Consider the following 21,295-nt stretch of genomic DNA (forward strand, 5'->3'; position numbering starts at 1 on the left):
GCAACAGATGCGCACCAAGCTCGCCATGGTGTTCCAGCACTTCAACCTGTGGGGCCACATGACGGTGCTGGAGAACATCATCGAGGCGCCGATGCACGTGCTCGGGGTGAGCCGCGCCGAGGCCGAGGCGCGCGCCCGCAAGTACCTGGCCAAGGTCGGGCTGCCCGAGAGCGTCGAGGGCAAGTACCCGTCGCACATGTCGGGCGGGCAGCAGCAGCGCGTGGCGATCGCGCGCGCGCTGGCGATGGAGCCGGAGGTGATGCTGTTCGACGAGCCGACCTCGGCGCTCGACCCGGAACTGGTGGGCGAGGTACTGAAGGTGATGCAGACGTTGGCCGAAGAAGGCCGCACCATGCTGGTGGTGACGCACGAGATGGGCTTCGCGCGCGAGGTATCCAACCACGTGATGTTCCTGCACCAGGGCCGGGTGGAGGAGGAAGGGCACCCGCGCGAGGTGCTCAACCAGCCCAAGAGCGAGCGCCTCCAGCAGTTCCTCGCCGGCAGCCTGAAGTGACCGTACCGTCCCTGTTCCGGCAAGCCTGCTGATGGATACGCCACGCCAGCTGGCGGTGCTGCTGCTGCCGCCCTGTTCGATGTTCGGCATCGGCTGCCTGACCGAGCCGTTTGCCCAGGCCAACCGCCTGTCGGGCAAGAAGCTCTACCAGCTCAGTTTCTACACCTGGGACGGCGAGCCCTTGCCGCTCTCGGGCGGCATGGCTTTCCCGGTGTCGGGCGCGCTGCGCGAGGCGACATCGTTCGAGCAGTTGTTCGTGCTGAGCGAGGGCGTCGCCTCGTTCGCCGACTCGGGCCTCTTTACCAGCGAACTGGTGCGTCTGGCCCCGCGCGTGACGCTACTGGGCGGCGTGCACGCCGGCGCCTGGTGGCTGGCCCGCGCCGGCGTGCTGGATGGATACCGCGCCGCCATCCACTGGCAGGACTACCCACGCTTCGCCGATCGTTTCCCCAATGTGGTGGCGAGCCAGCGCGTGTTCGAACTCGATCGCGACCGCTTCAGCTGCGGCGGGGCGCTGGCTGTGCTGGATGGCGCCCTGGCGCTGATCGGGCGCGATCACGGAGCCGAACTGGTGGAATCCGTCGCCGCGGCGCTGTGCGCCGAACGGGTGCGCGGCAGCGAGGAGAAGCAGCGCGTGCCGCTGCTGGCGCGGGTCGGCGAGCGCCAGCCCAAGCTCACCGAGGCGGTAATGCTGATGGAAGCCAATATTGAAGAGCCGCTCACCACCGACGAGATCGCCCAGTTCACCGGGCAATCGCGCCGCCAGCTCGAACGGATGTTCAAGCAGCACCTCGACGTGCCGCCGTCGCGCTATTACCTGCAACTGCGCCTGGAGCGCGCGCGCGCCATGCTGCGCAACACCGGCAAGTCGGTGGTGCAAATCGGCCTGTTGTGCGGTTTTTCGTCCGGTCCGCATTTTTCCACCGTGTATCGCTCGCATTTCGGCATCGCCCCGCGCGAAGAGCGTTTCGCCAACGAGACAAAACCGGCCGACGCCGAGTGAGCCGCCCGGGTACGGTGGCCTGGGCTGGTGGAAACCGGAATGGACCTGTCGTTTTTCTGGAAGGTAAATAAAAAAAGCGTCATTAGAATGAATCCCATCTCAACGCCTGCCAAGGAGAACAGAATGACCGCTCAAGTCAACCGCCACACCTTCGATGAAGTCATGGTTCCCAACTACGCCCCGGCCGCCTTCATCCCGGTATCCGGCAAGGGATCGCGCCTGTGGGATCAGGGCGGTAACGAATACATCGACTTTGCCAGCGGCATCGCCGTGACCAGCCTCGGCCACCTGCACCCGGAACTCACTGCCGTGCTGCACGAGCAGGTCGACCGTCTGTGGCACCTCTCCAATACCTTCACCAACGAGCCGGCACTGCGCCTGGCACGCCGCCTGACCGAATCCACCTTTGCCGAGAAGGTGTTCTTCAGCAACTCCGGCGCCGAAGCCAACGAGGCCGCGCTGAAACTGGCGCGCCGTTACGCCTTCGACCACTTCGGCGGCGACAAGACCGGCATCGTGTCGTGCAAGCAGGCCTTCCACGGCCGCACCCTGTTCACCGTGTCGGTCGGCGGCCAGCCCAAGTACACCGAGGGCTTCGCCCCGCTGCCGGGCAACCTGAACCACATCGAATTCAACAACCTGGCCGCCGCCGAAGCCGCGATCAACGACGGCACCTGCGCCGTGATCGTCGAGCCGGTGCAAGGCGAGGGCGGTGTGCTGCCGGCCACCCCGGAATACCTGAAGAAGCTGCGCGAGCTGTGCGACAAGCACAACGCGCTGTTGATCTTCGACGAAGTGCAGATCGGCGTCGGCCGCTCCGGTTCGCTGTTCGCCTACATGCACTACGGCGTGACTCCGGACATCCTCACCAGCGCCAAGGCGCTGGGCAACGGCATGCCGATCGGCGCCATGCTGACCACCAGCAAGATTGCCGCCTCCTTCGTGGTCGGCACCCACGGCTCCACCTACGGCGGCAACCCGCTGGCTTGCACCGTGGCCGACAAGGTGATCGAAATCATCAACACCCCCGAGGTGCTGCAGGGCGTGCACAAGCGTCACCAGTGGCTGAAGGAAGGCCTGGAACGCATCAACGCCAAATACGGCGTGTTCAAGGATGTGCGCGGCATGGGCCTGCTGATGGGCGCCGAGCTGCAGGGCGAGTTGCAGGGCAAGGCCAAGGACTTCGTCAACGCCGGGGCCCGCCACGGCCTGGTGGTGCTGGTGGCCGGCACCAACATCGTGCGCCTGGCGCCGTCGCTGGTAATCCCGGAAACCGACCTGCAGGAAGGCCTCAAGCGCCTGGAAGCCGTCACCGCCGAACTGCTGGAGAAGGCTAAAGCGGCCAAAGAGGCGCAGCCGGCCTGATATCGGCGCCCAACGTAGGATGGGTGGAGCACAGCGCACCCCATCGTGCTTTCTGATGGGGTGCGGCGCCCAGGCGGCGCCTCCACCCATCCTACGAAATGAAATTATTGGAAGGAACCGACATGCTGTTTGTTCGACCGAGCAAGCTTTCCGATCTGGACCAGATCGAGCGCATGGCGCGATCGGGCGGACCGGTGCTGCACTCGCTGCCGCCCGACCGCTCGCGCCTGCAGCAGCGCGTGAACGACTCGCTCAATTCGCTGCGCAGCGAGGTCGAGTGCCCCGGCGAAGAGAGCTACCTGTTCGTACTGGAAGACTCCGCCAGCGGCCGGCTCTACGGCACTGCCGGCATCATGGCGATGGCCGGTTTTTCCGAGCCGTTCTATGCCTTCCGCAACGAAGTGCTGGTGCACGCCTCGCGCGAGCTCAAGGTGAACCACCGCGTGCACGCGCTGATGATGTCGCACGAGCTGACCGGCCGCACCCGGCTCACCGGCTTCTATTTCGACGAGGCCGCGCTCGGCAACGCGCTGCTGGCGCCGCAGCTGTTGTCGCGCTCGCGCATGCTGTTCGTCGCCGAGCACCGCGAACGCTTCAGCAGCGAGATCTTCTCGGTGCTGCCCGGCGTGGCCGACGAAGAGGGTCGCTCGCCGTTCTGGGACGGCGTCGGCTACAAGTTCTTCCGCCGCGACTTCACCCAGATGGAACTGGCTTCCGGCGGCCGCAGCCGCACCTTCATCGCCGAGATGATGCAGGTCGATCCGCTCTACGTGCCGCTGCTGTCGGAAGAAGCGCAGCGCGTGATGGGCGAGCCGCACGCCGGCGCGCGCCTCAACTACCGCTGCCACCTGGCCGAAGGGCTGGAGCCGGACAAGTTCGTCGACCTGTTCGACGCTGGCCCGGTGCTGACTGCGCCGCTGGAGGTGTGCCAGTCGGTGCGCCACAGCCAGGTGCACAGCGCGCTGCGCGGCGAAGTGAGTGGTCCGACCGTACCCTACCTGGTGAGCAATACCCTGACCGGCGATTTCCGCTGCACCGTGGCCGAACTGCCGGCACGGCTGGAGAGCGAAATCGTCCTGCCGCAAGAAGTGGCCGACGTGCTGGAGATCGCCGACGGCGACGAAGTGCGTTGCGTGCCGCTGCACGTTGAAGGAGCCCGTCCATGATCGTGATGAGACTGTGCCGCCTGGACGATGTCGACGCCCTGGTGGAACTGGCGCACAAGGCCGGCCCCGGCATGACCACCTTGAAGCCAGACCACGCCGTGCAAGCGGCGCGCCTGGAGCGCGTCCAGCGCACCGTCGACGGCACCGCGCCGCTGGCGGAGCAGGGCTATTTGTTCGTGCTGGAAGACAGTGACAGCGGCAAGGTGGTCGGCGTATGCGGCCTCGAGGTCGCGGTCGGCCTCGATCAGCCGTTCTACACCTATCGCATGGACAGCTTCGTGCACGCCAGCCGCGAGCTGGGTCTGTGGACCAAGATGGACAAGCTGCACATGTCGCACGGCCTGACCGGCTACTCCGAGCTGTGCACGCTGTTCCTCGACCCGGACTACCGCGTCAACGGCAACGGTGCGCTGCTGTCCAAGGCGCGCTTCATGTTTCTGGCGCAGTTCCCACAGCGCTTCGCCGAACATATCTGCGCCGAAATGCGCGGCCACTTCGACGAGAACGGCGAATCGCCGTTCTGGAAGGCGCTCGGTGCGCACTTCTACCGCATCGACTTCCACGAAGCCGATCACCTGGTGGCGCTGGGGAAGAAATCCTTCCTCGCCGAGCTGATGCCGCGCTACCCGGTATACATCGACTTCCTGCCGCCCGAGGCGCAGGCGTGCATCGGCAAGGTGCACAAGGACACCGAGCCGGCGCGGCGCCTGCTGGAAGCCGAGGGCCTGCGCCTGGAGCACCACGTCGACATCTTCGAGGGTGGCCCGGTGCTGGAAGCGCGCATCGACAGCCTGCGCGTGATGCGTGACAGCCAGCTGTGCCACGTCGAGATCGTGCCCGAGCATGCCGCCGCCGGCGACCTGCGCTACCTGGTGGCCAACGGCGAACTGGCCGACTTCCGCGTGATCCTGGCTTCGGCCAACCCTGCGGACGGCGTCATCGCCCTGAGTGCCGAGCACGCCCAGGCCTTGCACGTGAAGAGCGGCGACACCGTACGCGCCATGACGCTCTATCCCGCTGCCAAGGCAGCTAGCTGAAAACTGACCGCCGCCGGCAGCACGCCGCTGCCGGCCCACCACATGGAAAGACACGACATGAGCCAACTGTTCATCGACGGTACCTGGACCGCCGGCCACGGCCCGGTCTTCGTTTCGCTCAACCCCGCTACCGGCCTGCCGGTATGGGAAGGCCGCGCCGCGGCAACGGACGATATCGACGCCGCCTTCATCGCCGCACGCCGCGCCTTCCACGGCTGGCGCCGCACCGCGCTGACCGAACGCCTGGCGCTGGTACGCCGTTTTGCCGAAGTGCTGGGCGAGCACAAGGAAGAGCTGGCGCGCACCATTGGCCTGGAAACCGGCAAGCCGCTGTGGGAATCGCGCCAGGAAGTGGCGGCGATGATCGGCAAGATCGAGATCTCGATCCGCTCCTACAACGAGCGCACCGGCGAGCACCGCGCCGACCTCGCTGGCGACAGCTCCGTGCTGCGCCATCGTCCGCACGGCGTGGTGGCGGTGTACGGCCCGTACAACTTCCCCGGCCACCTACCCAACGGCCACATCGTGCCGGCACTGATCGCCGGCAACACCGTGCTGTTCAAGCCGTCCGAGCTGACCCCGCTGGTGGCCGAGCTGACCGTCAAACTGTGGGAGAAGGCCGGCCTGCCGGCCGGCGTGATCAACCTGCTGCAAGGCGAGCGCGACACCGGCATCGCGCTGGCGCAGCACGCCGACCTCGACGGCCTGTTGTTCACCGGCAGTTCCGCCACCGGGGTGGCGCTGCACCGCCAGTTCGCCGGCCGCCCCGGCTTCATGCTGGCGCTGGAGATGGGCGGCAACAACCCGTTGCTGGTGGCCGAGTGCGCCGACCTCGACGCCGCCGTGCACCACGCCATCCAGTCCGCCTTCCTGTCGGCCGGCCAGCGCTGCACCTGCGCGCGCCGCATGCTGGTGCCGGTCGGCGAATTCGGCGACCGCTTCGTGGCGCGCTTGGCCGAAGTGGCCGGCAAGCTCACCATCGGCGCCTTCGACGCCGAGCCGCAGCCGTTCATGGGCACGATGGTGTCGCTCAAGGCAGCGCAGGGCATGCTTGCGGCGCAAGAACGCCTGATCGGGCTCGGTGCCCAGCCGATTCTCGCCATGCGCCAGCTGGAAGAGGGCAAGGCCTTCGTCACGCCGGGCATTATCGACGTCACCGCCGTGACCGATCTGCCGGACGAGGAATACTTCGGCCCGCTCACGCAGATCATCCGCTACCGCGACTTCGAGCTGGCGCTGGAAATCGCCAACAACACCGAGTACGGCCTGTCGGCGGCGCTGCTGGCCGACGATGCGGCACTGTGGGAACGCTTCAGCCAGGATATCCGCGCCGGCGTGGTGAACTGGAACAAGCCGACCAACGGTGCCTCGTCCGCCGCACCGTTCGGCGGCGTCGGCAACTCGGGCAACCATCGCCCGGGCGCCTACTACGCCGCCGACTACTGCGCCTACCCGATGGCCTCGGTCGAGGCATCGGCACTGGCGCTGCCGAGCCAGCTCGCGCCAGGGATGTCGTTCTAAGGCCCTCGAGCAGGCAGCTGCGCTTCGGCATCGCGAGTGCTCGCAGGCTGGGTGAAGGCACACAGGCCGGAACCCATCGATAGTGGATGAGGGGTTTCGCATTGCTCCACCCTTCCTGCGCCTGCGATGCCGCTTAGTCTGCCATGGCCCGCCCGTCTTCCGGGAGGGGCTCCTGATTTTGTCTGTGGAAGTGTCGTCAGTGTTGGGCAGTCCGGTGTCTACCGGGCTGCTTTTTTTTGCCGTGCCATTCTGCATGCGGGTCGCCCCATGGCATGCGCTGGCAGTGTCTATAGTGGATGAGGGCGGCCGCAGGGACATGCAGGCCGGGGTTCAAGGCGGCGTGCCGCTGTTTTTCGACAAGGGGGAGGGACTGTCATGCCCAACGCGACGGAACCCGGATTGCTCCACCTGCTGTATCTCTACTTCATTCCCTACTGGCTGTTCCGTGACGTCTCGCAGGGCGACCACATGCTGCGCGAGCAGAACTATCGCTTCAACCGCCAGCAACGCAAATACCTGCCGGGCTATCTGATCAAGTGGGCGGTCCTGTGCGCGCTGCTGCTGGCCAGCCACCACCTGGCCAAGACCCTGGCGGAGGTGGTGCCCGACTGGTACGAGGTGTTTCGCGCCTGGGCGCTGTTTTCCGGCATCAGCTTTTCGGTCGGCTTTGCCCTGATGACCAACATCGTGGTGCTGTGGGGTTATCTGACCTTCATGCACTGATGGCTGATTTCAACAGTCGGCACATGGCCGGCTGTTGAAATCGGCTGTCACACCGGCACCGCCGCCACGCCGTCTCGCGTCGCCTGCTCCAGCAGCCATTCGCGGAACACCCGCACTTTGTAGAGGTCGGCCTTGGTGGCCGGGTGCACCAGGTAGTAGGCGTGCTGGCTGCGCACGGGCATGTTCAGCGCCAGCACCAGCCGTCCGCTCTGCAGCTCTTCCTCCACCAGAAACTGCGGCAGCACCGCGATGCCGAGCCCCGCCACGGCGGCCTGGATCACCATGAAGAAGTGCTCGAAGCGCGGTCCGCTCAACAATCCGGCCTCATTGCCCGTCAAGCCCTCGATACCGGCGGCGTGCAGCCAGTCGTTCCAGGCCTGCGGCCGCGTGGTGTGCTGCAGCAGCGTGTAATCGAGGATCTCGCGTGCGTCGTCGAGGTGCGGGCGCCCGCCCAGCAGGGCCGGCGCGCACACCGGCACGATGTCTTCGCCCATCAGGCGGTGGCAGATCGCCCCCGGCCACAGCGCTGGGCCGAAGTGGATCGCCACGTCCGCTTCCACCTTGTCGAAATCGAACGGCCGCACCTGGGTGACCAGGTTGAGCTGGATGTCCGGGTAGCGCGCGGCAAAATCGCCCAGCCGCGGCACCAGCCAGCGCGAGCCGAAGGTGGGCAGCATGGCGATGGTGAGCATGCCGCCTTCGCCGCTGTAGGCCATCAGTTGCAGCGTGGCGGCCTCGGCGCGGTCGAGCACGTCCTGCACCGCGGCGGCGTAGGCTTCGCCGGCCACAGTCAGCACCAGGCGTTGCTTGACGCGCTCGAACAGCGGCCGCCCGATGAAATCTTCCAGTGCGCGGATCTGACGGCTGACCGCGCTTTGCGTCAGGTTCAGCTCTTCGGCGGCACGGGTGAAGCTCAGGTGGCGCACGGCGGCTTCGAAGCACTGTAGGGCCATCAACGAGGGGAGAGTACGGCGCATGGTAGTTGATGAGTTTTTAGCATGAAGTCAGCAGAATACATCGCTTGAGCCAAACCGTAAAAAAATCGAGACTTTGCTTAACGCACGGCAGCGACAGCGGGGTGGGCCCGCTGCCTTGAACTGCCGGAAACAGAACCAGAGGCATTCCGGAATGGCACACGTCAACGCGAACGTAGAAACCAGCCAACTGTGGCAGCTGCTCGAGGCCGTCGCCGGCCAGGCCAGCACGCGCAGCCTGTTCAACATGATCGAAGTCGACGACACCCTGCTCACGGCTGCGGTGCGCCCGGCGACCGTGCCGCGCTTGGTGCTGGCACAGGCGATGAACATGCTGCTGTTCGCCAAGAACCTGGAAGCCGTGCCGGAAGGCAAGACCTACGTCACCGCCAAGTTGGCCGAAGGCGGCAAGGTGGTGTTCGACCACGGCGCGCTGCGCACCGTCACCGCTGCCGATACCGGCGCGCTGCCGATGGGCGAGCAGGCGTTCAAGCGTTTTCTGGAGCCGCTGGGCTTCGCCGTGGCCGGCGTCTATCCGCTGCCGCGCCTGAAAATGACCGGCCGCGCCTACTGCCACCAGGACGCACCGGAAGTGGTGGCCCAGTTCTTCGTCTCCGAGCTGCACGCCGACCAGTTCTCGCCGGCGTTCCAGGCTGCGGTGAACGAGGTGCTGGGCAGCTCGCGCGACCCGCTCTCCGCCCGTGCCAAGGAACTGCTGGCAAAACTCGCCGACGCCCGCGCGCTGCCGTTTGCCGAAGCGGCCGAACTACTGCCGGAACTGGTCGGCTGTTTCGACGTGCAGCACGCCACCCCGCGCCTCGCCGCCTACCAGATCCTGCTGGAAGAGTCGGCCGAGATGGCCTGGATTTCCACCGAGGGCAACGCCTTCAACCACGCCACCGACCATGTCGAGGACGTGTTTGCCGTGGCCGACGCGCTGCGCGCCCAAGGCCTGCCGATCAAGGACAAAGTCGAAGTCTCGGCCGCCGGTTCGGTACGCCAGACCGCGTTCAAGGCTACCCGCGTCGAGCGCGAGTTCATCGCCGCCGACGGTTCGTGCGTCACGCGCGTGGTGCCGGGCTCGTTCTACGAATTCATCACCCGTGACCGCATCGTCGACCCAGCCACCGGTGAGAGCAAGCTCGACCTGCGCTTCGACAGCTCCAACGCCCAGGGTATCTTCAAGATGACCGCCGCCGCCTGCTGAAACCCGTTCCATTAGGCGGCTACGCCTTTGCATCTTGGGCGCCGGCAGTGCTCGGAATCCTCATGTACTCCATGTACATTCCGGTTCCTGTGCGCTGGCGGCACCCAACCTGCCTTGGCTCGCTCGCCTACTGAAACAGGTTTGAAGCTTGTAAAACCGACTTCCCTGGACCGGAAGCCCCGTAAGGCCCGCGCTTCGGTGCGGGCCCTTTTTTCGCCCAGACGACCACCCACCACCCAGAGCCACCCATGATCCCCCGTCTGACCGCCGAGCCTTCCGCCTCGCTCTATCTCGACTTCATCGCCGAACTGCAGGTACGCGGCTTCGGCGGCGAAGCGAGTTCGTCTTACGCCGACCGCACGGTACTGGCCACCGACAACTCGATCTACCAGTTGCTGCCGCAGGCGGTGGTCTTTCCGAAAACCGTCAACGACCTGAGCCTGATCGCCCGTCTCGCCGCCGAGCCGCGTTTCACCACGCTGGTGCTGAGCCCGCGCGGCGGTGGCACTGGCACCAACGGTCAGTCGCTCACCGGCGGCCTGGTGATGGACGTGTCGCGCCACATGAACCGCATCCTCGAGATCAACGCCAGGGAACGCTGGGTGAGGGTCGAAGCCGGGGTGGTCAAGGACCAGCTCAACGCCGCGCTGAAGCCCTACGGTCTGTTCTTCGCCCCGGAACTGTCGACCTCTAACCGCGCCACCATCGGCGGCATGATCAACACCGACGCCAGCGGGCAGGGCTCCTGTCTGTACGGCAAGACGCGCGACCACGTGCTGGAACTGACCACGGTGCTGCATGGCGGCACGGTCTGGTCGTCGTCTGCGCTGACGGAAGCCGAGCTGGACACCATCACGCGGCGCGACGACTTGGTCGGCGCGGTGCACCGGCTGCTCGACGCCATTCGGCGAGACCATGCCGGGCTGATCGCCGAGAAATTCCCCAGGCTCAACCGCTGCCTGACCGGCTACGACCTCGCTCATATCCGCGACGAGCAGGGCCGCTTCAACCTCAACAACGTGCTCTGCGGATCGGAAGGCACGCTGGGCTTCATCGCCGAAGCCAAGCTGGGCGTGCTGCCGATCCCGCGCGCCAGCGCGCTGGTCAACGTGCGCTATACCAGCTTCGACGCCGCGCTGCGCGACGCGCCGGCCCTGATGACGCTGGGCGCCGCCTCGATCGAGACAGTCGATTCGAAGGTGCTTGGTCTGGCGCGCCAGGACAGCGTCTGGCACGGCGTGCGCGAATTCTTCCCGGACGACGACACCCCGGCGCAGGGCATCAACCTGGTCGAGTTTCTCGCCGACAGCGAGGAGGAGCTGGAGCGCCAGCTCGCCGCCGTGGAAAGCCGGCTGGGCGCCGAAGGCAAGGCCAATGGCCGCCTCGGCTACACCGTGGCGCGCGGCGCGGCGGCGGTGAACCGCATCTGGGGCATGAGGAAGAAATCGGTCGGCCTGCTCGGCAACGTCAACGACAGCCGCCGGCCGATTCCCTTCGTCGAGGACACCGCGGTACCGCCGGAACACCTTGCCGACTACATCGCCGAATTCCGCACGCTGCTCGACAGCCACGGCGTGAGCTACGGCATGTTTGGCCATGTCGACGCTGGCGTGCTGCACGTGCGCCCGGCCATCGACATGAAGGACCCGCAACAGGAACGGCTGGTGCGCGCCATCACCGACGGCGTGGTGGCGCTGACGCGCAAGTACCACGGCCTGCTGTGGGGCGAGCACGGCAAGGGCGTGCGCTCGGAGTACGCGCCGGAATTCTTTGGCCCGCTCTATCCCTGCCTGCAACAGATCAAGGAGGCGTTCGATCCGCACAACCAGTTCAATCCCGGCAAGATCGCCTCCCCGGTTGGCGCGGAGCTGTTGAAGATCGACCAGGTGCCGACGCGCGGCCAGCACGACCGCATCATCCCGATCACGGTACGGCAAGGCTTCGATGAGGCGCTGCACTGCAACGGCAACGGCGCCTGCTACAACTTCGACCCGGACGACGCCATGTGCCCGTCGTGGAAAGGCACGCGCGAGCGGCGCCATTCGCCGAAAGGGCGTGCCTCGCTGCTGCGCGAATGGCTGCGCCAGCTCGCCGCCGCCGGCGTCGACCCGCTGGCCGAAAGCGCGCGACTGCGCAGTGCCGGTCCGTTCGCCGGCCTCGGCGGCAAGCTCAAGAATTCGCTTGCCAGAAAGAAAGGGGAGCGCGATTTTTCGCACGAGGTGATGGAAGCGATGAGCGGCTGCCTGGCCTGCAAATCCTGCGTCGGCCAGTGCCCGATCAAGGTCGATGTGCCCGAGTTCCGCGCCAAGTTCCTCGAACTCTACTACGGCCGTTACCTGCGTCCGCTCAAGGACCACTTCATCGGTGCGCTGGAACAGCTGCTGCCCTTGGCCGCGCGCGCGCCGTGGCTGTACAACGCCGCGGTCGGCAGCCGGGTCGGCCGCGCGCTGCTGAAACAACTCAACCTGGTCGAGAGTCCGTTGCTGTCCGGCATCGACCTCCACCGCGAGCTGGCCCGGCGCGGCTTTGCCGTCGCCACGCCCGCCACCTTGCAAAGGTTGGCCGAAGCCGAGCGGCAACGCGCCGTGATCGTGGTGCAGGATGCCTTCACCAGCTATTTCGAGACGCCGCTGGTGCTCGACGTGTTCGAGCTATTGCGCCGGCTCGGCTTCATTCCACTGATCGCGCCGTTCCGCCCCAACGGCAAGCCGTTGCACGTGCACGGTTTTCTCGGCCGCTTCCGGCGCGTGGCTTCGGCCAACGTGGTGGCGCTGAACACACTGGGCAGCAGCGGCGTGCCGCTGGTTGGCATCGACCCGTCGATGACGTTGACTTACCGCAGCGAGTACGCCAAGGCGCTGGGCAAGGAAAACGTGCCCACGGTGCAATTGCTGCAGGAGTGGCTGGCGGGCCAGCTGGAGCACCTGCTGCCACTGAAAACGGTCGAGCAGAGGGCCTACACGCTGCTGCCGCACTGCACCGAAAAAACCAACGCCCCGGCCGCCACGGGCGACTGGCAGAAGGTGTTCGCCGCTTTCGGCCTCACGCTCAACACCGAGGCGGCAGGCTGCTGCGGCATGGCCGGCACCTACGGTCATGAGGCCGACAAGCGCGCCATGTCGGAGCATCTCTACGGCCTGAGCTGGAAGGCTATCGTCGGCGATCGGCAAGACGAGGGCCGCCTGCTCGCCACCGGCTACTCCTGCCGCTGCCAAACCGCCCTGATCGACGGCGTGACGTTGCCGCACCCGGCCAGCGCGCTGTTGCACGCGCTGGCCTCGGCCTCCTGATCTCGCTACGTGCAGCTAAAGAAAAACGGAGGGCACCTGACGGTAGCCCTCCGTTATCGATTCAGAACGACCGGGGAGACCGGTGTCAGCGCTGGGTAGCCGACTCCGTTTCGGTTTCCGTCTCGGTCTTGAGGTTGGTCTTCTCATTCTCCTGACCATTGACGCTCATGCGTTGCTGGGCACGAACGAGGCCACGAGTGGACGTCGACATGAACTGGGCGTTGGAATTGCTCAAGGCACTGTCACTCATGTGATCAGCGGAAACGCCGCCAGCATTGTTGCCCGAGTGATCCCCGGAATGGCCACCGGAATGACCTCCGGAGTGGCCATTTGCCGCCAAGGCTGCTTGGGCAGTCGCGAGCGTGAACGCTACGCACAGCGACATCAGAGTAGTCTTGGTATTCATACAAACCTCCTTGTTCGGAATGGCTGGCATTGCACTGCCAGGGTCTTTTGTGACCCGGGCATAACCTCAAGGTTCCCTTCGCCGCCGCCGTCCTGACCGCTGGCGGCCCTTGCGAAGCCGCCAGCGAGTGCCGCCTCAGGCGCTCGGAGCCGCGTCGTTGCGGGTCTTGTAGAGCGAAAACAGCACGCCGGAGAGCAGCAGCCCGAAGGTCACCAGCAGCGACAATCCGGTCGGAATCTTCAGGCTGGTCAGCCCGATATCGTGCAGATAGACCAGCCCCACCTTGCTGCCGATGAAGACCAGCACCAGCGACAGCGCGTACTTCAGGTAGTGGAAGCGATGCACCATCGCCGCCAGCGCGAAGTACAGGGCACGCAGACCCAGCACTGCAAAGATGTTCGAGGTATAGACGATGAACGGGTCCTGGGTGATGGCGAAGATCGCCGGAATACTGTCCACCGCAAATACCACGTCGGCTGATTCCACCATGATCAGCGCCAGCAGCAGCGGCGTCGCCCACCAACCGCGCGCCAGGCCGTGGCGCTCGCCGCGCACCCAGAAATGCTGTTCGTGCAGCGTCGGCGTCAGGCGCATATGGCCCTTCAGCCAGCGATACATGCGGTTCTTTTCCAAAGATGGATGCTCGTCGTCGGCGAACAGCATCTTGACCCCGGTCACCACCAGGAACAGACCGAACAGCACCAGCATCCACTGGAACTCCGCCACCAGCGCCGCCCCCAGCCCGATCATCACCGCGCGCAGCACGATCACGCCCAGAATGCCCCAGAACAGCACGCGGTGCTGGTAGATGCGCGGCACAGCGAGGCTGGTGAAGATCAGCGACATCACGAAGATGTTGTCCATCGACAGCGATTTCTCGATCACATAGCCGGTGAAGTACTGCATGCCGGCATCCGCGCCCTTGTACCACCAGAGCCAGCCGCCGAAGGCCAGCCCCATGGCGATGTAGAAGGCCGACAGTTTCAGGCTCTCCTTCACGCCGATCTCGTGCTGATCCTTGTGCAGCACGCCGAGGTCGAAGACCAGCAGCGCTCCCACCAGCGTCATGAACATCAGCCAGACCCAAAGCGGGTAGCCGATGACGGAGATAAAAATCCAATCCATCATTATTCCTTAGAGCCGCTAACAAAACCCAGCGCAGTGGTCTTGGCTAGGCGTGCGGCTGCAGACAGTACAAGTAGTACGGCAAAGCCGCATAACAACGCCAAGAGGGTTTTGTTAGCGGCGCTTAGTCGTTACGAGCGGGTTTGCAGCGCGCTAACACGCTCTTCGATGCTCGGGTGGCTGGCAAACAGCGCCATCAGCCCGCCCTTGCCGCCGGAAATGCCCGAGGCGGCCATGCCCTGAGGCAGCGCGCCCGGTTCCATGCCGCCCAAGCGGTACAGCGCGGCGATCATCGGCTGACGCGACCCCATCAGCTGGGCCGCACCGGCGTCGGCGCGGAATTCGCGCTGGCGCGAGAAGTACATAACGATGGCCGAGGCCAGGATGCCGAACACGATCTCGCAGGCGATCACCGTCACCATGTAGCCGATGCCGGGGCCGGACGACGCTTCCTCCTCGTCGTTGCGGCGCAGGAAGCTGTCGACCAGGTAGCCCACCACGCGCGCCAGGAAGAACACGAAGGTATTCACCACGCCCTGGATCAGCGTCAGGGTGACCATGTCACCGTTCTTGATGTGGGCAATTTCGTGCGCCAGCACCGCCTCGACTTCCTCCTCCCTCATCGAGGCGAGCAGACCGGTCGACACCGCGACCAGCGAGTTCGACTTGCTGGCGCCGGTGGCGAAGGCATTGGGCTCGCCCTCGTACACCGCCACTTCCGGCATCGGCAGGCCGGCGCGCGTGGCCAGCTTCTGCACGGTATTCACCAGCCAGCGCTCGGTGGGGTGGGACGGGTTGTCGATGACGCGGGCGCCGGTGCTCCACTTGGCGATGGTCTTCGACATCAAGAGCGAAATGAAGGCGCCACCAAAGCCCATCAGCGCTGAAAACGCCAACAGCATGCCGAGGTTCAGGCCGTTGGCGGTAAGAAAGCGGTTAACGCCCAGAAGCTGAGCCGCGACGCTGAGTACCAGCATCACGGCTAGGTTGGTCACAATGAGCAGCAGGACACGTTTCATGATGGTTATCCGGGGGTTGTTGAAATGTGCTGACAGCATAGCCCCTGACATTCAAAGATAAAATCGAATAAAATCACATGAATAATCCGATTTATTCGAACAATCATGAAAGAAATCCTCAACTACAAGCACCTGCATTACTTCTGGGCCGTCGCGCGCGAGGGTGGGGTCAACCGGGCGGCGGAACGGCTCGGCATGAGCGCGCAAACCGTCAGCGGTCAGGTATCGAAGCTGGAACACGCCCTCGGCAAGGCCCTGTTCACGCAGCAGGGGCGCAACCTGGTGCTGACCGAGGCGGGGCGCGTGGCGCTGCAATTCGCCGATCAGATCTTCATGTTGGGGGAGGCGCTGCAGGAAACGCTGGAGGACGACACCTTGGGGTCGACGGTACGGCTGGCGGCCGGCATCACCGACGTGCTGCCCAAAACCGTGTCCTACCGCCTGCTGGAACCGGTGCTGGGCAGCGAGCAGCGCGTGCGGCTGATCTGTACCGAAGGCGCCTTCGACGAACTCTTGGCCGAGCTGGCGCTGCATCGGCTGGATGTGGTGCTGGCCGACCGGCCGGTCCCCGCCGGCGGCCAGCAGCCCTTCGTTTCCACCCTGATGGCACGCTGCCCGGTGATGATCTTCGGCACCGACAAACTGTGCAGCCAGTACCGCGAGGGCTTCCCGCTCAGCCTGTCACGCGCGCCGATGTTGCTGCCGACGCGCGACAACGTGCTGCGCAGTCAGCTCGAACAATGGTTCGAAGAGCAAAACATCAAGGTCGACATCGTTGGCGAATTCGAGGACGGCGCCTTGCTCAAGACCTTCGGCCGGCAGGGGGTCGGACTGTTTCCTGCCCCCTCGTTCCAGGTCGACGACATCACGCGCCAGTTCGAGGTTGAGGTGGTGGGGGAGGTGACGGGGGTCTACGAGCACTACTACGCCATCGCCAACCGCCGCAAACTGCAGCACAGCGCCGTCGAGACCCTGATGCGTTCGGCGACGGAACCACACGAACGCGACGCAGCGCCAGCCGGCGGGCCGGCCCTCCCACCACGCGCGCAGTAGACGCCGCTCATCCTTCTTCCGGCGGGGGAACCGGGGCGAAGTAGCTGGCCGCCAATACCAGCAGGGCCACGCCGATCAACGACCCGGTCCACAGCAGCGTGCCGGCGCCCGCCAGATCGACAAACAGGAGCTTGGCCCCCACCACCGCCAGCAAGGCAAATCCCGCCTGCCAGAGTCGCCGCACGCCAATGCCGGCGGCGCGGATCATCGCCGCGATGGCGGTCAGCGTCCACAGCAGGGTCAACATCGCCTGCAGCAAGGTGGAATGCCACAGGGCATCGGCCCGGAAGGGGATGCCGCCCCAATGATGGGCGATGCGCGCGGCAAGGCTGCTGATCCAGACAAACGCCAGCACCCCGACCCGGTTGGCCTGTGGCAACGGCGTGTCTGGCCAGGGGTCTAGCTCGAAGCCGCGCAGCCAGCGGTAAAGCGTCGCCAGCACGGCCAGTTGCACCAGGTCGAAGGGATTGAGGAGAGGTACGTAGGGCAGGCCGGAACCGCCGCCGTCATGCGCCAATCCCGCCCACAGCAGCCACGCCGCCAGCCATGCCGCGGGCAGCAGGGAGCCGGGGCCGCGATAGGTGAGCGGTGCGGCCGATATCGGCGGCAAAGCGCGACGGGAACCCTCAATCGCCAGCCACACCCCGCCCAGCGGCCCGACCGCCAGGGCCAGCACCGGCCAGAGGGTGACACCGGGAGCGAGGCGGAAGCCCAGCCAGGCCAGCTCGCCGGATACCAGCAGCATGGCCAGCCAGAAGCCGCCGACGTGGCGCATGGCCGGCCACATCGCCACCCCGTCCGCCTGCTGTCTGGCCAGCAGCCAGTAATGCCCGGCCAGCGACAACGGCAAGGCCAGCACCATCAGGCCGGCCAGCATGTGCTGGCTGTGCAGCCAGGCCGCCCCCGCCGCCAGCCACAGCACCGGCAGCAACAGCAGCGAGAGATGGCGGAGCGCGTTCCAGGCCAAGCGTCGCCCCAAGACTTCCAACGCGATCAGTGACAAGGCGATATAGGTCAGGGTCACCGGGGTGCTTTGCACCAGTGGCAAGTGCCGCTCGCTCTCGCTCCAGCCGGCGAGACCCCACCAGGCAAAGGCCCAGAGCAGCGCCGGTATCGCTACGCGCTCGTCGAAGCGCCGCAGCAGACGGGCGCTGGCGAAAGCGGCCCCGGCCAGCAAGGCCATGCCGAGGAAGATATCGTTGATCACCGGCAGGCCCGTCTGCATCTGCGGCAATCCATACAGGAAATACCCGGCGGCGGCCGCTTGCAGCGCGGCGCCGCAGGCCATCGCCAGCTTGCGCCGCTGCACGACGCCGAACCACAGCACCGCCACGCCTTCCACTGCCCAGAAGGCCGCCGTCACCTGGGCGCCAAAGGCCAGCGGCGCCACCAGGGTGCCGAAGGCGATGCCCAGCCCCAGTTGGCAGCGCTCCAGCACGCGCAGGGCCGCGTCGCGGCGGCGAAAGAGCAGCACCCACAGCGCCAGGTAATACAGCGCCGCTGCCAGCGCGGCCCAGGCTAGCTCGTAGCGGTCGCCAGCCAGTTCCGACTGCAGCGCGAAGCCGACCAGCGGCGTGCCGAAGACCAGCGTGCTGTCGCTCCATCCGGCCCAGCCTGGGGCGCGAAACAGCGCCATCAGCACGGGGGTGGCCGAATAAAGCCCCCAGAAAAACAGCAGGAAGGCCTGGCTCACGCCATGATAGTCGGCGCGGTAATGCTCGACAGCCCAGGCCATACCGACGCCGATCGTCATCAAAAAACCGGTGACATTGAGCAGCCGCCAGTTCTTGAACCATGAGACGCCGACGATGAAGGTGTTGAGCAAAACGAAATAGGCAAACAGCGGCGTCGGATCGCTGCTGTCGGTGGCAGCCAGAACCGGCGCGGCAAAGGCACCCGCCAGCCCGAACGCCGCCAGCACGACGCCATCCTCGGCCACCGCCAGCAGCACGCAGACGACGCCCAGCATGGCGAACAGCAGGAAGGCGGGCGTGGCGCCGAACAGGGCGTAGCGCACATGCATGAAATAGACGATCAGGTAGAGGATGGCAAAGCCGCCACCCTGCAAGGCGATGCCGAAGTTGGCGCGCACGCCCTGGTGCACCCGGTTCCAGCCAAAGGCGACCATCGCGCCACCGACGACGGTGCCCAGCACGAGGCGCAACGGCACCGGCAGCAGCCCGTAATCAGCGGCCAGCCGCAAGGCCGAGGCGACGCCGAAAAACAGCAACACGACGCCGATCTTGGCCAGCAAATTGCCGGCTAGCAGACGCTGCCAGAGCGGCACGGCCATTTCCGCCGTCGCCTCGGTTTCGGTGGGCGCGGCGGCTTGCATTGCCGCCGTGGGTTCGACCACTGGCACCGGAGGTGTCGCAGCCTCTCCATCATCGGGCGATGGAGTGGTTTCCTCTACCGCCTCCAGCAGCGGGGTGGATGCCGGGGGTGGCTCGGCGTCGACGCCTTGGCCTTTCAGTGCCGCCAGCTCATGCCGCATCTGCTCGGCCTCGCGCTGCAGCCAGAGCACTTGCGTTTCGAGTGATCGCAGGCGTTGCTCGACGCCGCTACGCCTGCCGAGTCGAGACAAGAAGATGAGCGCGGCAAGAAACAGCAGAAACCCGAACAAACCCATGTTCGCCCCCTAGCGGCGTTCGCCGCGTAATTCGCCAACCAAGGTTTGCAGGCGATCGGGCGCGGCGTCTTCCGGCGCAACCGGCGGCGCCCCCACCAGGGCGATCTTCGAGAAGAAGCCCCGGCGGAACGGCGTTTTCATCGCCTGGCCGTCGATGCGCGAGAAGAAGCTTCCCCACAAGCCTTGCAGGGCCAGCGGCACCACCGGCACCGGGGTGGCCTCCAGAATGCGGGTGATGCCGGGGCGGAAGGGGTAGAGGTCGCCGGTATCGGTAATGCGGCCTTCCGGGAAGATGCCCACCAAGTCGCCGGCCTCCAGCGCCTTGGCGACCTCGGCAAAGGCCCGCTCCATCATGACCGGATCTTCCTTGGCCGGCGCGATGGGGATGGCACGCGAGTGGCGGAAGATGTAGTTCAGCAGTGGCGTCTTGAAGATGCGGTGGTCCATGACGAAGCGGATCGGCCGCGGCGAGGCCCCCATGATGATGACCGGATCGATGAAGCTGACATGGTTGCAGACCAGCAGCGCGGGGCCCTCGTCGGGAATGTGCTCCAGCCCCTTCTTCTCGAGCCGGTAGGCGGCGTGGATGAGCAGCCACGCCAGGAAGCGCAGCATGAATTCGGGCACCAGCCCGTAGATATAGATCGCCACCGCCGCATTGCAAAGCGCCGCAATACCGAACAGGGCAGGGATGGGCAGCCCGGCGCCCAGCAGACCGGCGGCAGCCAGGGCACCCGCCACCATGAACAGGGCATTGAGGATGTTGTTGGCGGCGATGATGCGTGCCCGGTGCTCCGGCGAGCTGCGCATTTGCACCAGGGCGTAGAGCGGCACGATGAAAAAGCCACCGAACATCCCCAGCATCACGAGATCGAACAGCACCCGCCACGCCCACGGCTGGCCCAGCAGCGCCCCGATGCCGAGCGGTGCGGCGCCGGCGAGCGAGGAAGGCGAAGCGAAGGCGAGATCGACCCCGAACAGGGTCAGGCCGACCGAACCGAAAGGCACCAGGCCAATCTCGACACGTTTGCCAGACAGGCGTTCGCACAGCAGGGAGCCCGTACCGATGCCGACGGTGAAGGTGGCCAGGAGCAGCGTGACGACCGACTCGTTGCCACCCAGCACATTCTTGGCGTAGGCCGGGAACTGGGCGAGGTAGAGCGCGCCGTACAGCCAGAACCACGAGATACCCAGGATGGACAGAAACACGGTGCGGTTCTGCCGGGCAAAGCCGATGTTGCGCCAGGTTTCGGTCAAGGGATTGGGGTTGACCTTCAGTTCGGGGGCGGGTGCCGGCGCCGTCGGGATACGCCAGCTGGTGAGCAACCCCAGCAGCGCCACCAGCCATCCGCCGAGTGCAATCCAGGCCGGCTGCGCGACGGACCCGGCCAGCAAGCCGCCGGCCAGGGTGCCGATGAGGATGGCGACGAAGGTGCCGGCCTCGACCAGCGCATTGCCGCCGACCAGTTCGGCCTCGCCCAGATGCTGCGGCAGGATGGCGTATTTCACCGGGCCGAACAACGTCGAGTGCAGGCCCAGCAGGAACAGCGCCGACAGCAGCACTACGAGACTATGTAGCCAGAACCCGGCGGCCGCCACCGCCATGATGACCATCTCCAGCACCTTGACGAGCCGTGCCAGCCGCGCCTTGTCGTATTTGTCGGCCAGTTGTCCCGCGGTTGCCGAAAACAGGAAGAAGGGCAGGATGAAGATGCCGGCTGCCAGATTGGCCAGCACCTCGGCCTTGAGCGTGGTCCACTGGCTGGTCTGAAAGGTCAGCAGCACGACCAGGGCATTCTTGAACAGGTTGTCGTTGAAGGCCCCGAGAAACTGCGTGGCGAAGAAGGGCGCAAAACGACGCGCTTTGAGCAGACCGAACTGTGACGACATCAAGTGGCCTCGCGCAGGTAGGTGAGGACGGCAGACAGGCTCTCCTCGAGGAAAGCCTTGTTGATCCAGCAATACACTTCCTTGCCCTGCTTTTCGGACTGGAGCACGCCCGCCTCGCGCAGGATTTTGAGATGGTGGGACACGGTCGGCCGCGACAAGGTGGAGGCGTCGGCGATCTGACCCACGGTCAAACGCTCGCCCGGCTCGAACAGCAGCAGGATGCGTTGCCGGTGCTCATCGCCCAGGGCGACAAACACCTTGGACATGGCGTTCCACTGGGGGGGAATCGCCTGGCTATAGTTTGGCTTCATGTCGATAGATTTAGACATATCAACAGGAAGAGTCAAGAACGGAAACGACGGCCAGAGCAGAG

17 protein-coding genes are annotated in these 21,295 nt (G+C 65.7%); 10 read left to right on the forward strand and 7 right to left on the reverse strand.

Going from position 1 to position 21,295, the window contains the following annotated elements; genetic code table 11:
• From B9N72_RS17890 to B9N72_RS17920, 7 genes are all read left to right on the forward strand, one after another.
• Nucleotides 1-514 (forward strand): ATP-binding cassette domain-containing protein (locus B9N72_RS17890; protein ID WP_143477861.1); only part of this gene is annotated, 514 nt, incomplete at its 5' end.
• 31 nt (nucleotides 515-545) lie between these two features.
• Nucleotides 546-1,517, forward strand: a complete 972-nt coding sequence (locus B9N72_RS17895) for a GlxA family transcriptional regulator (RefSeq protein ID WP_085277567.1) — start codon at nucleotides 546-548, stop codon at nucleotides 1,515-1,517.
• Nucleotides 1,518-1,640: 123 nt separating this feature from the next.
• Nucleotides 1,641-2,882 (forward strand): aspartate aminotransferase family protein, encoded by a 1,242-nt coding sequence (locus B9N72_RS17900; protein ID WP_085277568.1) that lies wholly within the window; start codon nucleotides 1,641-1,643, stop codon nucleotides 2,880-2,882.
• A gap of 122 nt (nucleotides 2,883-3,004) precedes the next feature.
• Nucleotides 3,005-4,048, forward strand: coding sequence for an arginine N-succinyltransferase (locus B9N72_RS17905; RefSeq protein WP_085277569.1), 1,044 nt, complete (start codon nucleotides 3,005-3,007; stop codon nucleotides 4,046-4,048).
• Entirely contained in the window at nucleotides 4,045-5,085 is a 1,041-nt protein-coding gene (astA, locus tag B9N72_RS17910) for an arginine N-succinyltransferase (RefSeq protein ID WP_085277570.1), read from the forward strand. Before B9N72_RS17905 ends, astA begins: the two co-directional genes overlap by 4 nt.
• A gap of 57 nt (nucleotides 5,086-5,142) precedes the next feature.
• Nucleotides 5,143-6,606 (forward strand): succinylglutamate-semialdehyde dehydrogenase, encoded by a 1,464-nt coding sequence (gene astD, locus B9N72_RS17915; protein WP_085277571.1) that lies wholly within the window; start codon nucleotides 5,143-5,145, stop codon nucleotides 6,604-6,606.
• Between the two features lie 375 nt (nucleotides 6,607-6,981).
• A complete protein-coding gene (locus B9N72_RS17920; RefSeq protein ID WP_085277572.1) occupies nucleotides 6,982-7,329 on the forward strand; it encodes a hypothetical protein in 348 nt (115 codons plus the stop codon).
• Nucleotides 7,330-7,376: 47 nt separating this feature from the next.
• Here the strand turns inward: B9N72_RS17920 and gcvA are convergent, their stop codons facing one another.
• Nucleotides 7,377-8,306 carry a transcriptional regulator GcvA gene (gcvA, locus tag B9N72_RS17925; protein WP_085277573.1) on the reverse strand — a complete coding sequence of 310 codons (930 nt, stop codon included), beginning with the start codon at nucleotides 8,304-8,306 and terminating at the stop codon, nucleotides 7,377-7,379.
• A gap of 151 nt (nucleotides 8,307-8,457) precedes the next feature.
• Here gcvA and B9N72_RS17930 point away from each other — a divergent pair, with 151 nt between their 5' ends.
• Nucleotides 8,458-9,510, forward strand: a complete 1,053-nt coding sequence (locus B9N72_RS17930; protein ID WP_085277574.1) for a DUF1338 domain-containing protein — start codon at nucleotides 8,458-8,460, stop codon at nucleotides 9,508-9,510.
• A gap of 248 nt (nucleotides 9,511-9,758) precedes the next feature.
• Nucleotides 9,759-12,800, forward strand: a complete 3,042-nt coding sequence (ydiJ, locus tag B9N72_RS17935) for a D-2-hydroxyglutarate dehydrogenase YdiJ (protein WP_085277575.1) — start codon at nucleotides 9,759-9,761, stop codon at nucleotides 12,798-12,800.
• Nucleotides 12,801-12,885: 85 nt separating this feature from the next.
• Here ydiJ and B9N72_RS17940 read toward each other — a convergent pair whose 3' ends face one another.
• The 3 genes from B9N72_RS17940 to htpX all read right to left on the reverse strand — a co-directional run bounded on the left by B9N72_RS17940 (nucleotide 12,886) and on the right by htpX (nucleotide 15,350).
• The gene (locus B9N72_RS17940) at nucleotides 12,886-13,206 is read right to left on the reverse strand and encodes a hypothetical protein (protein ID WP_085277576.1); all 321 of its coding nucleotides are present in this window, start codon (nucleotides 13,204-13,206) and stop codon (nucleotides 12,886-12,888) included.
• A 135-nt stretch (nucleotides 13,207-13,341) separates the two neighbouring features.
• Nucleotides 13,342-14,331, reverse strand: a complete 990-nt coding sequence (locus B9N72_RS17945; protein WP_085277577.1) for a TerC family protein — start codon at nucleotides 14,329-14,331, stop codon at nucleotides 13,342-13,344.
• A gap of 131 nt (nucleotides 14,332-14,462) precedes the next feature.
• Nucleotides 14,463-15,350: a protease HtpX gene (gene htpX / locus B9N72_RS17950; RefSeq protein WP_085277578.1), complete on the reverse strand. Its 888-nt coding sequence runs from the start codon at nucleotides 15,348-15,350 to the stop codon at nucleotides 14,463-14,465.
• A gap of 105 nt (nucleotides 15,351-15,455) precedes the next feature.
• Between htpX and nhaR the strand changes: the two genes are divergently transcribed.
• Nucleotides 15,456-16,403, forward strand: coding sequence for a transcriptional activator NhaR (gene nhaR, locus B9N72_RS17955; protein WP_085277579.1), 948 nt, complete (start codon nucleotides 15,456-15,458; stop codon nucleotides 16,401-16,403).
• Nucleotides 16,404-16,410: 7 nt separating this feature from the next.
• Here the strand turns inward: nhaR and B9N72_RS17960 are convergent, their stop codons facing one another.
• Genes B9N72_RS17960 through B9N72_RS17970 form a run of 3 tightly spaced genes read right to left on the reverse strand, consistent with a single transcriptional unit; the run spans nucleotide 16,411 to nucleotide 21,233 of the window.
• The gene (locus B9N72_RS17960) at nucleotides 16,411-19,032 is read right to left on the reverse strand and encodes a DUF2339 domain-containing protein (RefSeq protein ID WP_085277580.1); all 2,622 of its coding nucleotides are present in this window, start codon (nucleotides 19,030-19,032) and stop codon (nucleotides 16,411-16,413) included.
• Nucleotides 19,033-19,041: 9 nt separating this feature from the next.
• Nucleotides 19,042-20,922, reverse strand: coding sequence for an MFS transporter (locus B9N72_RS17965; RefSeq protein ID WP_085277581.1), 1,881 nt, complete (start codon nucleotides 20,920-20,922; stop codon nucleotides 19,042-19,044).
• Nucleotides 20,922-21,233 carry an ArsR/SmtB family transcription factor gene (locus B9N72_RS17970; RefSeq protein WP_234986038.1) on the reverse strand — a complete coding sequence of 104 codons (312 nt, stop codon included), beginning with the start codon at nucleotides 21,231-21,233 and terminating at the stop codon, nucleotides 20,922-20,924. The genes B9N72_RS17965 and B9N72_RS17970 overlap by 1 nt, the downstream gene beginning before the upstream one ends.
• Nucleotides 21,234-21,295 lie beyond the last annotated feature (62 nt).

The organism is Pseudogulbenkiania subflava DSM 22618 (genome assembly GCF_900177275.1).
GTDB classification, from domain to species: Bacteria; Pseudomonadota; Gammaproteobacteria; order Burkholderiales; family Chromobacteriaceae; genus Pseudogulbenkiania; species Pseudogulbenkiania subflava.

Excerpts from the sequence above, each read along its gene's own strand:
- B9N72_RS17895 (WP_085277567.1), top strand. The coding sequence starts at position 546 with ATGGATACGCCACGCCAGCTGGCGGTGCTGCTGCTGCCGCCCTGTTCG.
- B9N72_RS17900 (WP_085277568.1), top strand. The coding sequence starts at position 1,641 with ATGACCGCTCAAGTCAACCGCCACACCTTCGATGAAGTCATGGTTCCC.
- B9N72_RS17905 (WP_085277569.1), top strand. The coding sequence starts at position 3,005 with ATGCTGTTTGTTCGACCGAGCAAGCTTTCCGATCTGGACCAGATCGAG.
- astA (WP_085277570.1), top strand. The coding sequence starts at position 4,045 with ATGATCGTGATGAGACTGTGCCGCCTGGACGATGTCGACGCCCTGGTG.
- astD (WP_085277571.1), top strand. The coding sequence starts at position 5,143 with ATGAGCCAACTGTTCATCGACGGTACCTGGACCGCCGGCCACGGCCCG.
- B9N72_RS17920 (WP_085277572.1), top strand. The coding sequence starts at position 6,982 with ATGCCCAACGCGACGGAACCCGGATTGCTCCACCTGCTGTATCTCTAC.
- gcvA (WP_085277573.1), bottom strand. The coding sequence starts at position 8,306 with ATGCGCCGTACTCTCCCCTCGTTGATGGCCCTACAGTGCTTCGAAGCC.
- B9N72_RS17930 (WP_085277574.1), top strand. The coding sequence starts at position 8,458 with ATGGCACACGTCAACGCGAACGTAGAAACCAGCCAACTGTGGCAGCTG.
- ydiJ (WP_085277575.1), top strand. The coding sequence starts at position 9,759 with ATGATCCCCCGTCTGACCGCCGAGCCTTCCGCCTCGCTCTATCTCGAC.
- B9N72_RS17940 (WP_085277576.1), bottom strand. The coding sequence starts at position 13,206 with ATGAATACCAAGACTACTCTGATGTCGCTGTGCGTAGCGTTCACGCTC.
- B9N72_RS17945 (WP_085277577.1), bottom strand. The coding sequence starts at position 14,331 with ATGGATTGGATTTTTATCTCCGTCATCGGCTACCCGCTTTGGGTCTGG.
- htpX (WP_085277578.1), bottom strand. The coding sequence starts at position 15,350 with ATGAAACGTGTCCTGCTGCTCATTGTGACCAACCTAGCCGTGATGCTG.
- nhaR (WP_085277579.1), top strand. The coding sequence starts at position 15,456 with ATGAAAGAAATCCTCAACTACAAGCACCTGCATTACTTCTGGGCCGTC.
- B9N72_RS17960 (WP_085277580.1), bottom strand. The coding sequence starts at position 19,032 with ATGGGTTTGTTCGGGTTTCTGCTGTTTCTTGCCGCGCTCATCTTCTTG.
- B9N72_RS17965 (WP_085277581.1), bottom strand. The coding sequence starts at position 20,922 with ATGTCGTCACAGTTCGGTCTGCTCAAAGCGCGTCGTTTTGCGCCCTTC.
- B9N72_RS17970 (WP_234986038.1), bottom strand. The coding sequence starts at position 21,233 with ATGAAGCCAAACTATAGCCAGGCGATTCCCCCCCAGTGGAACGCCATG.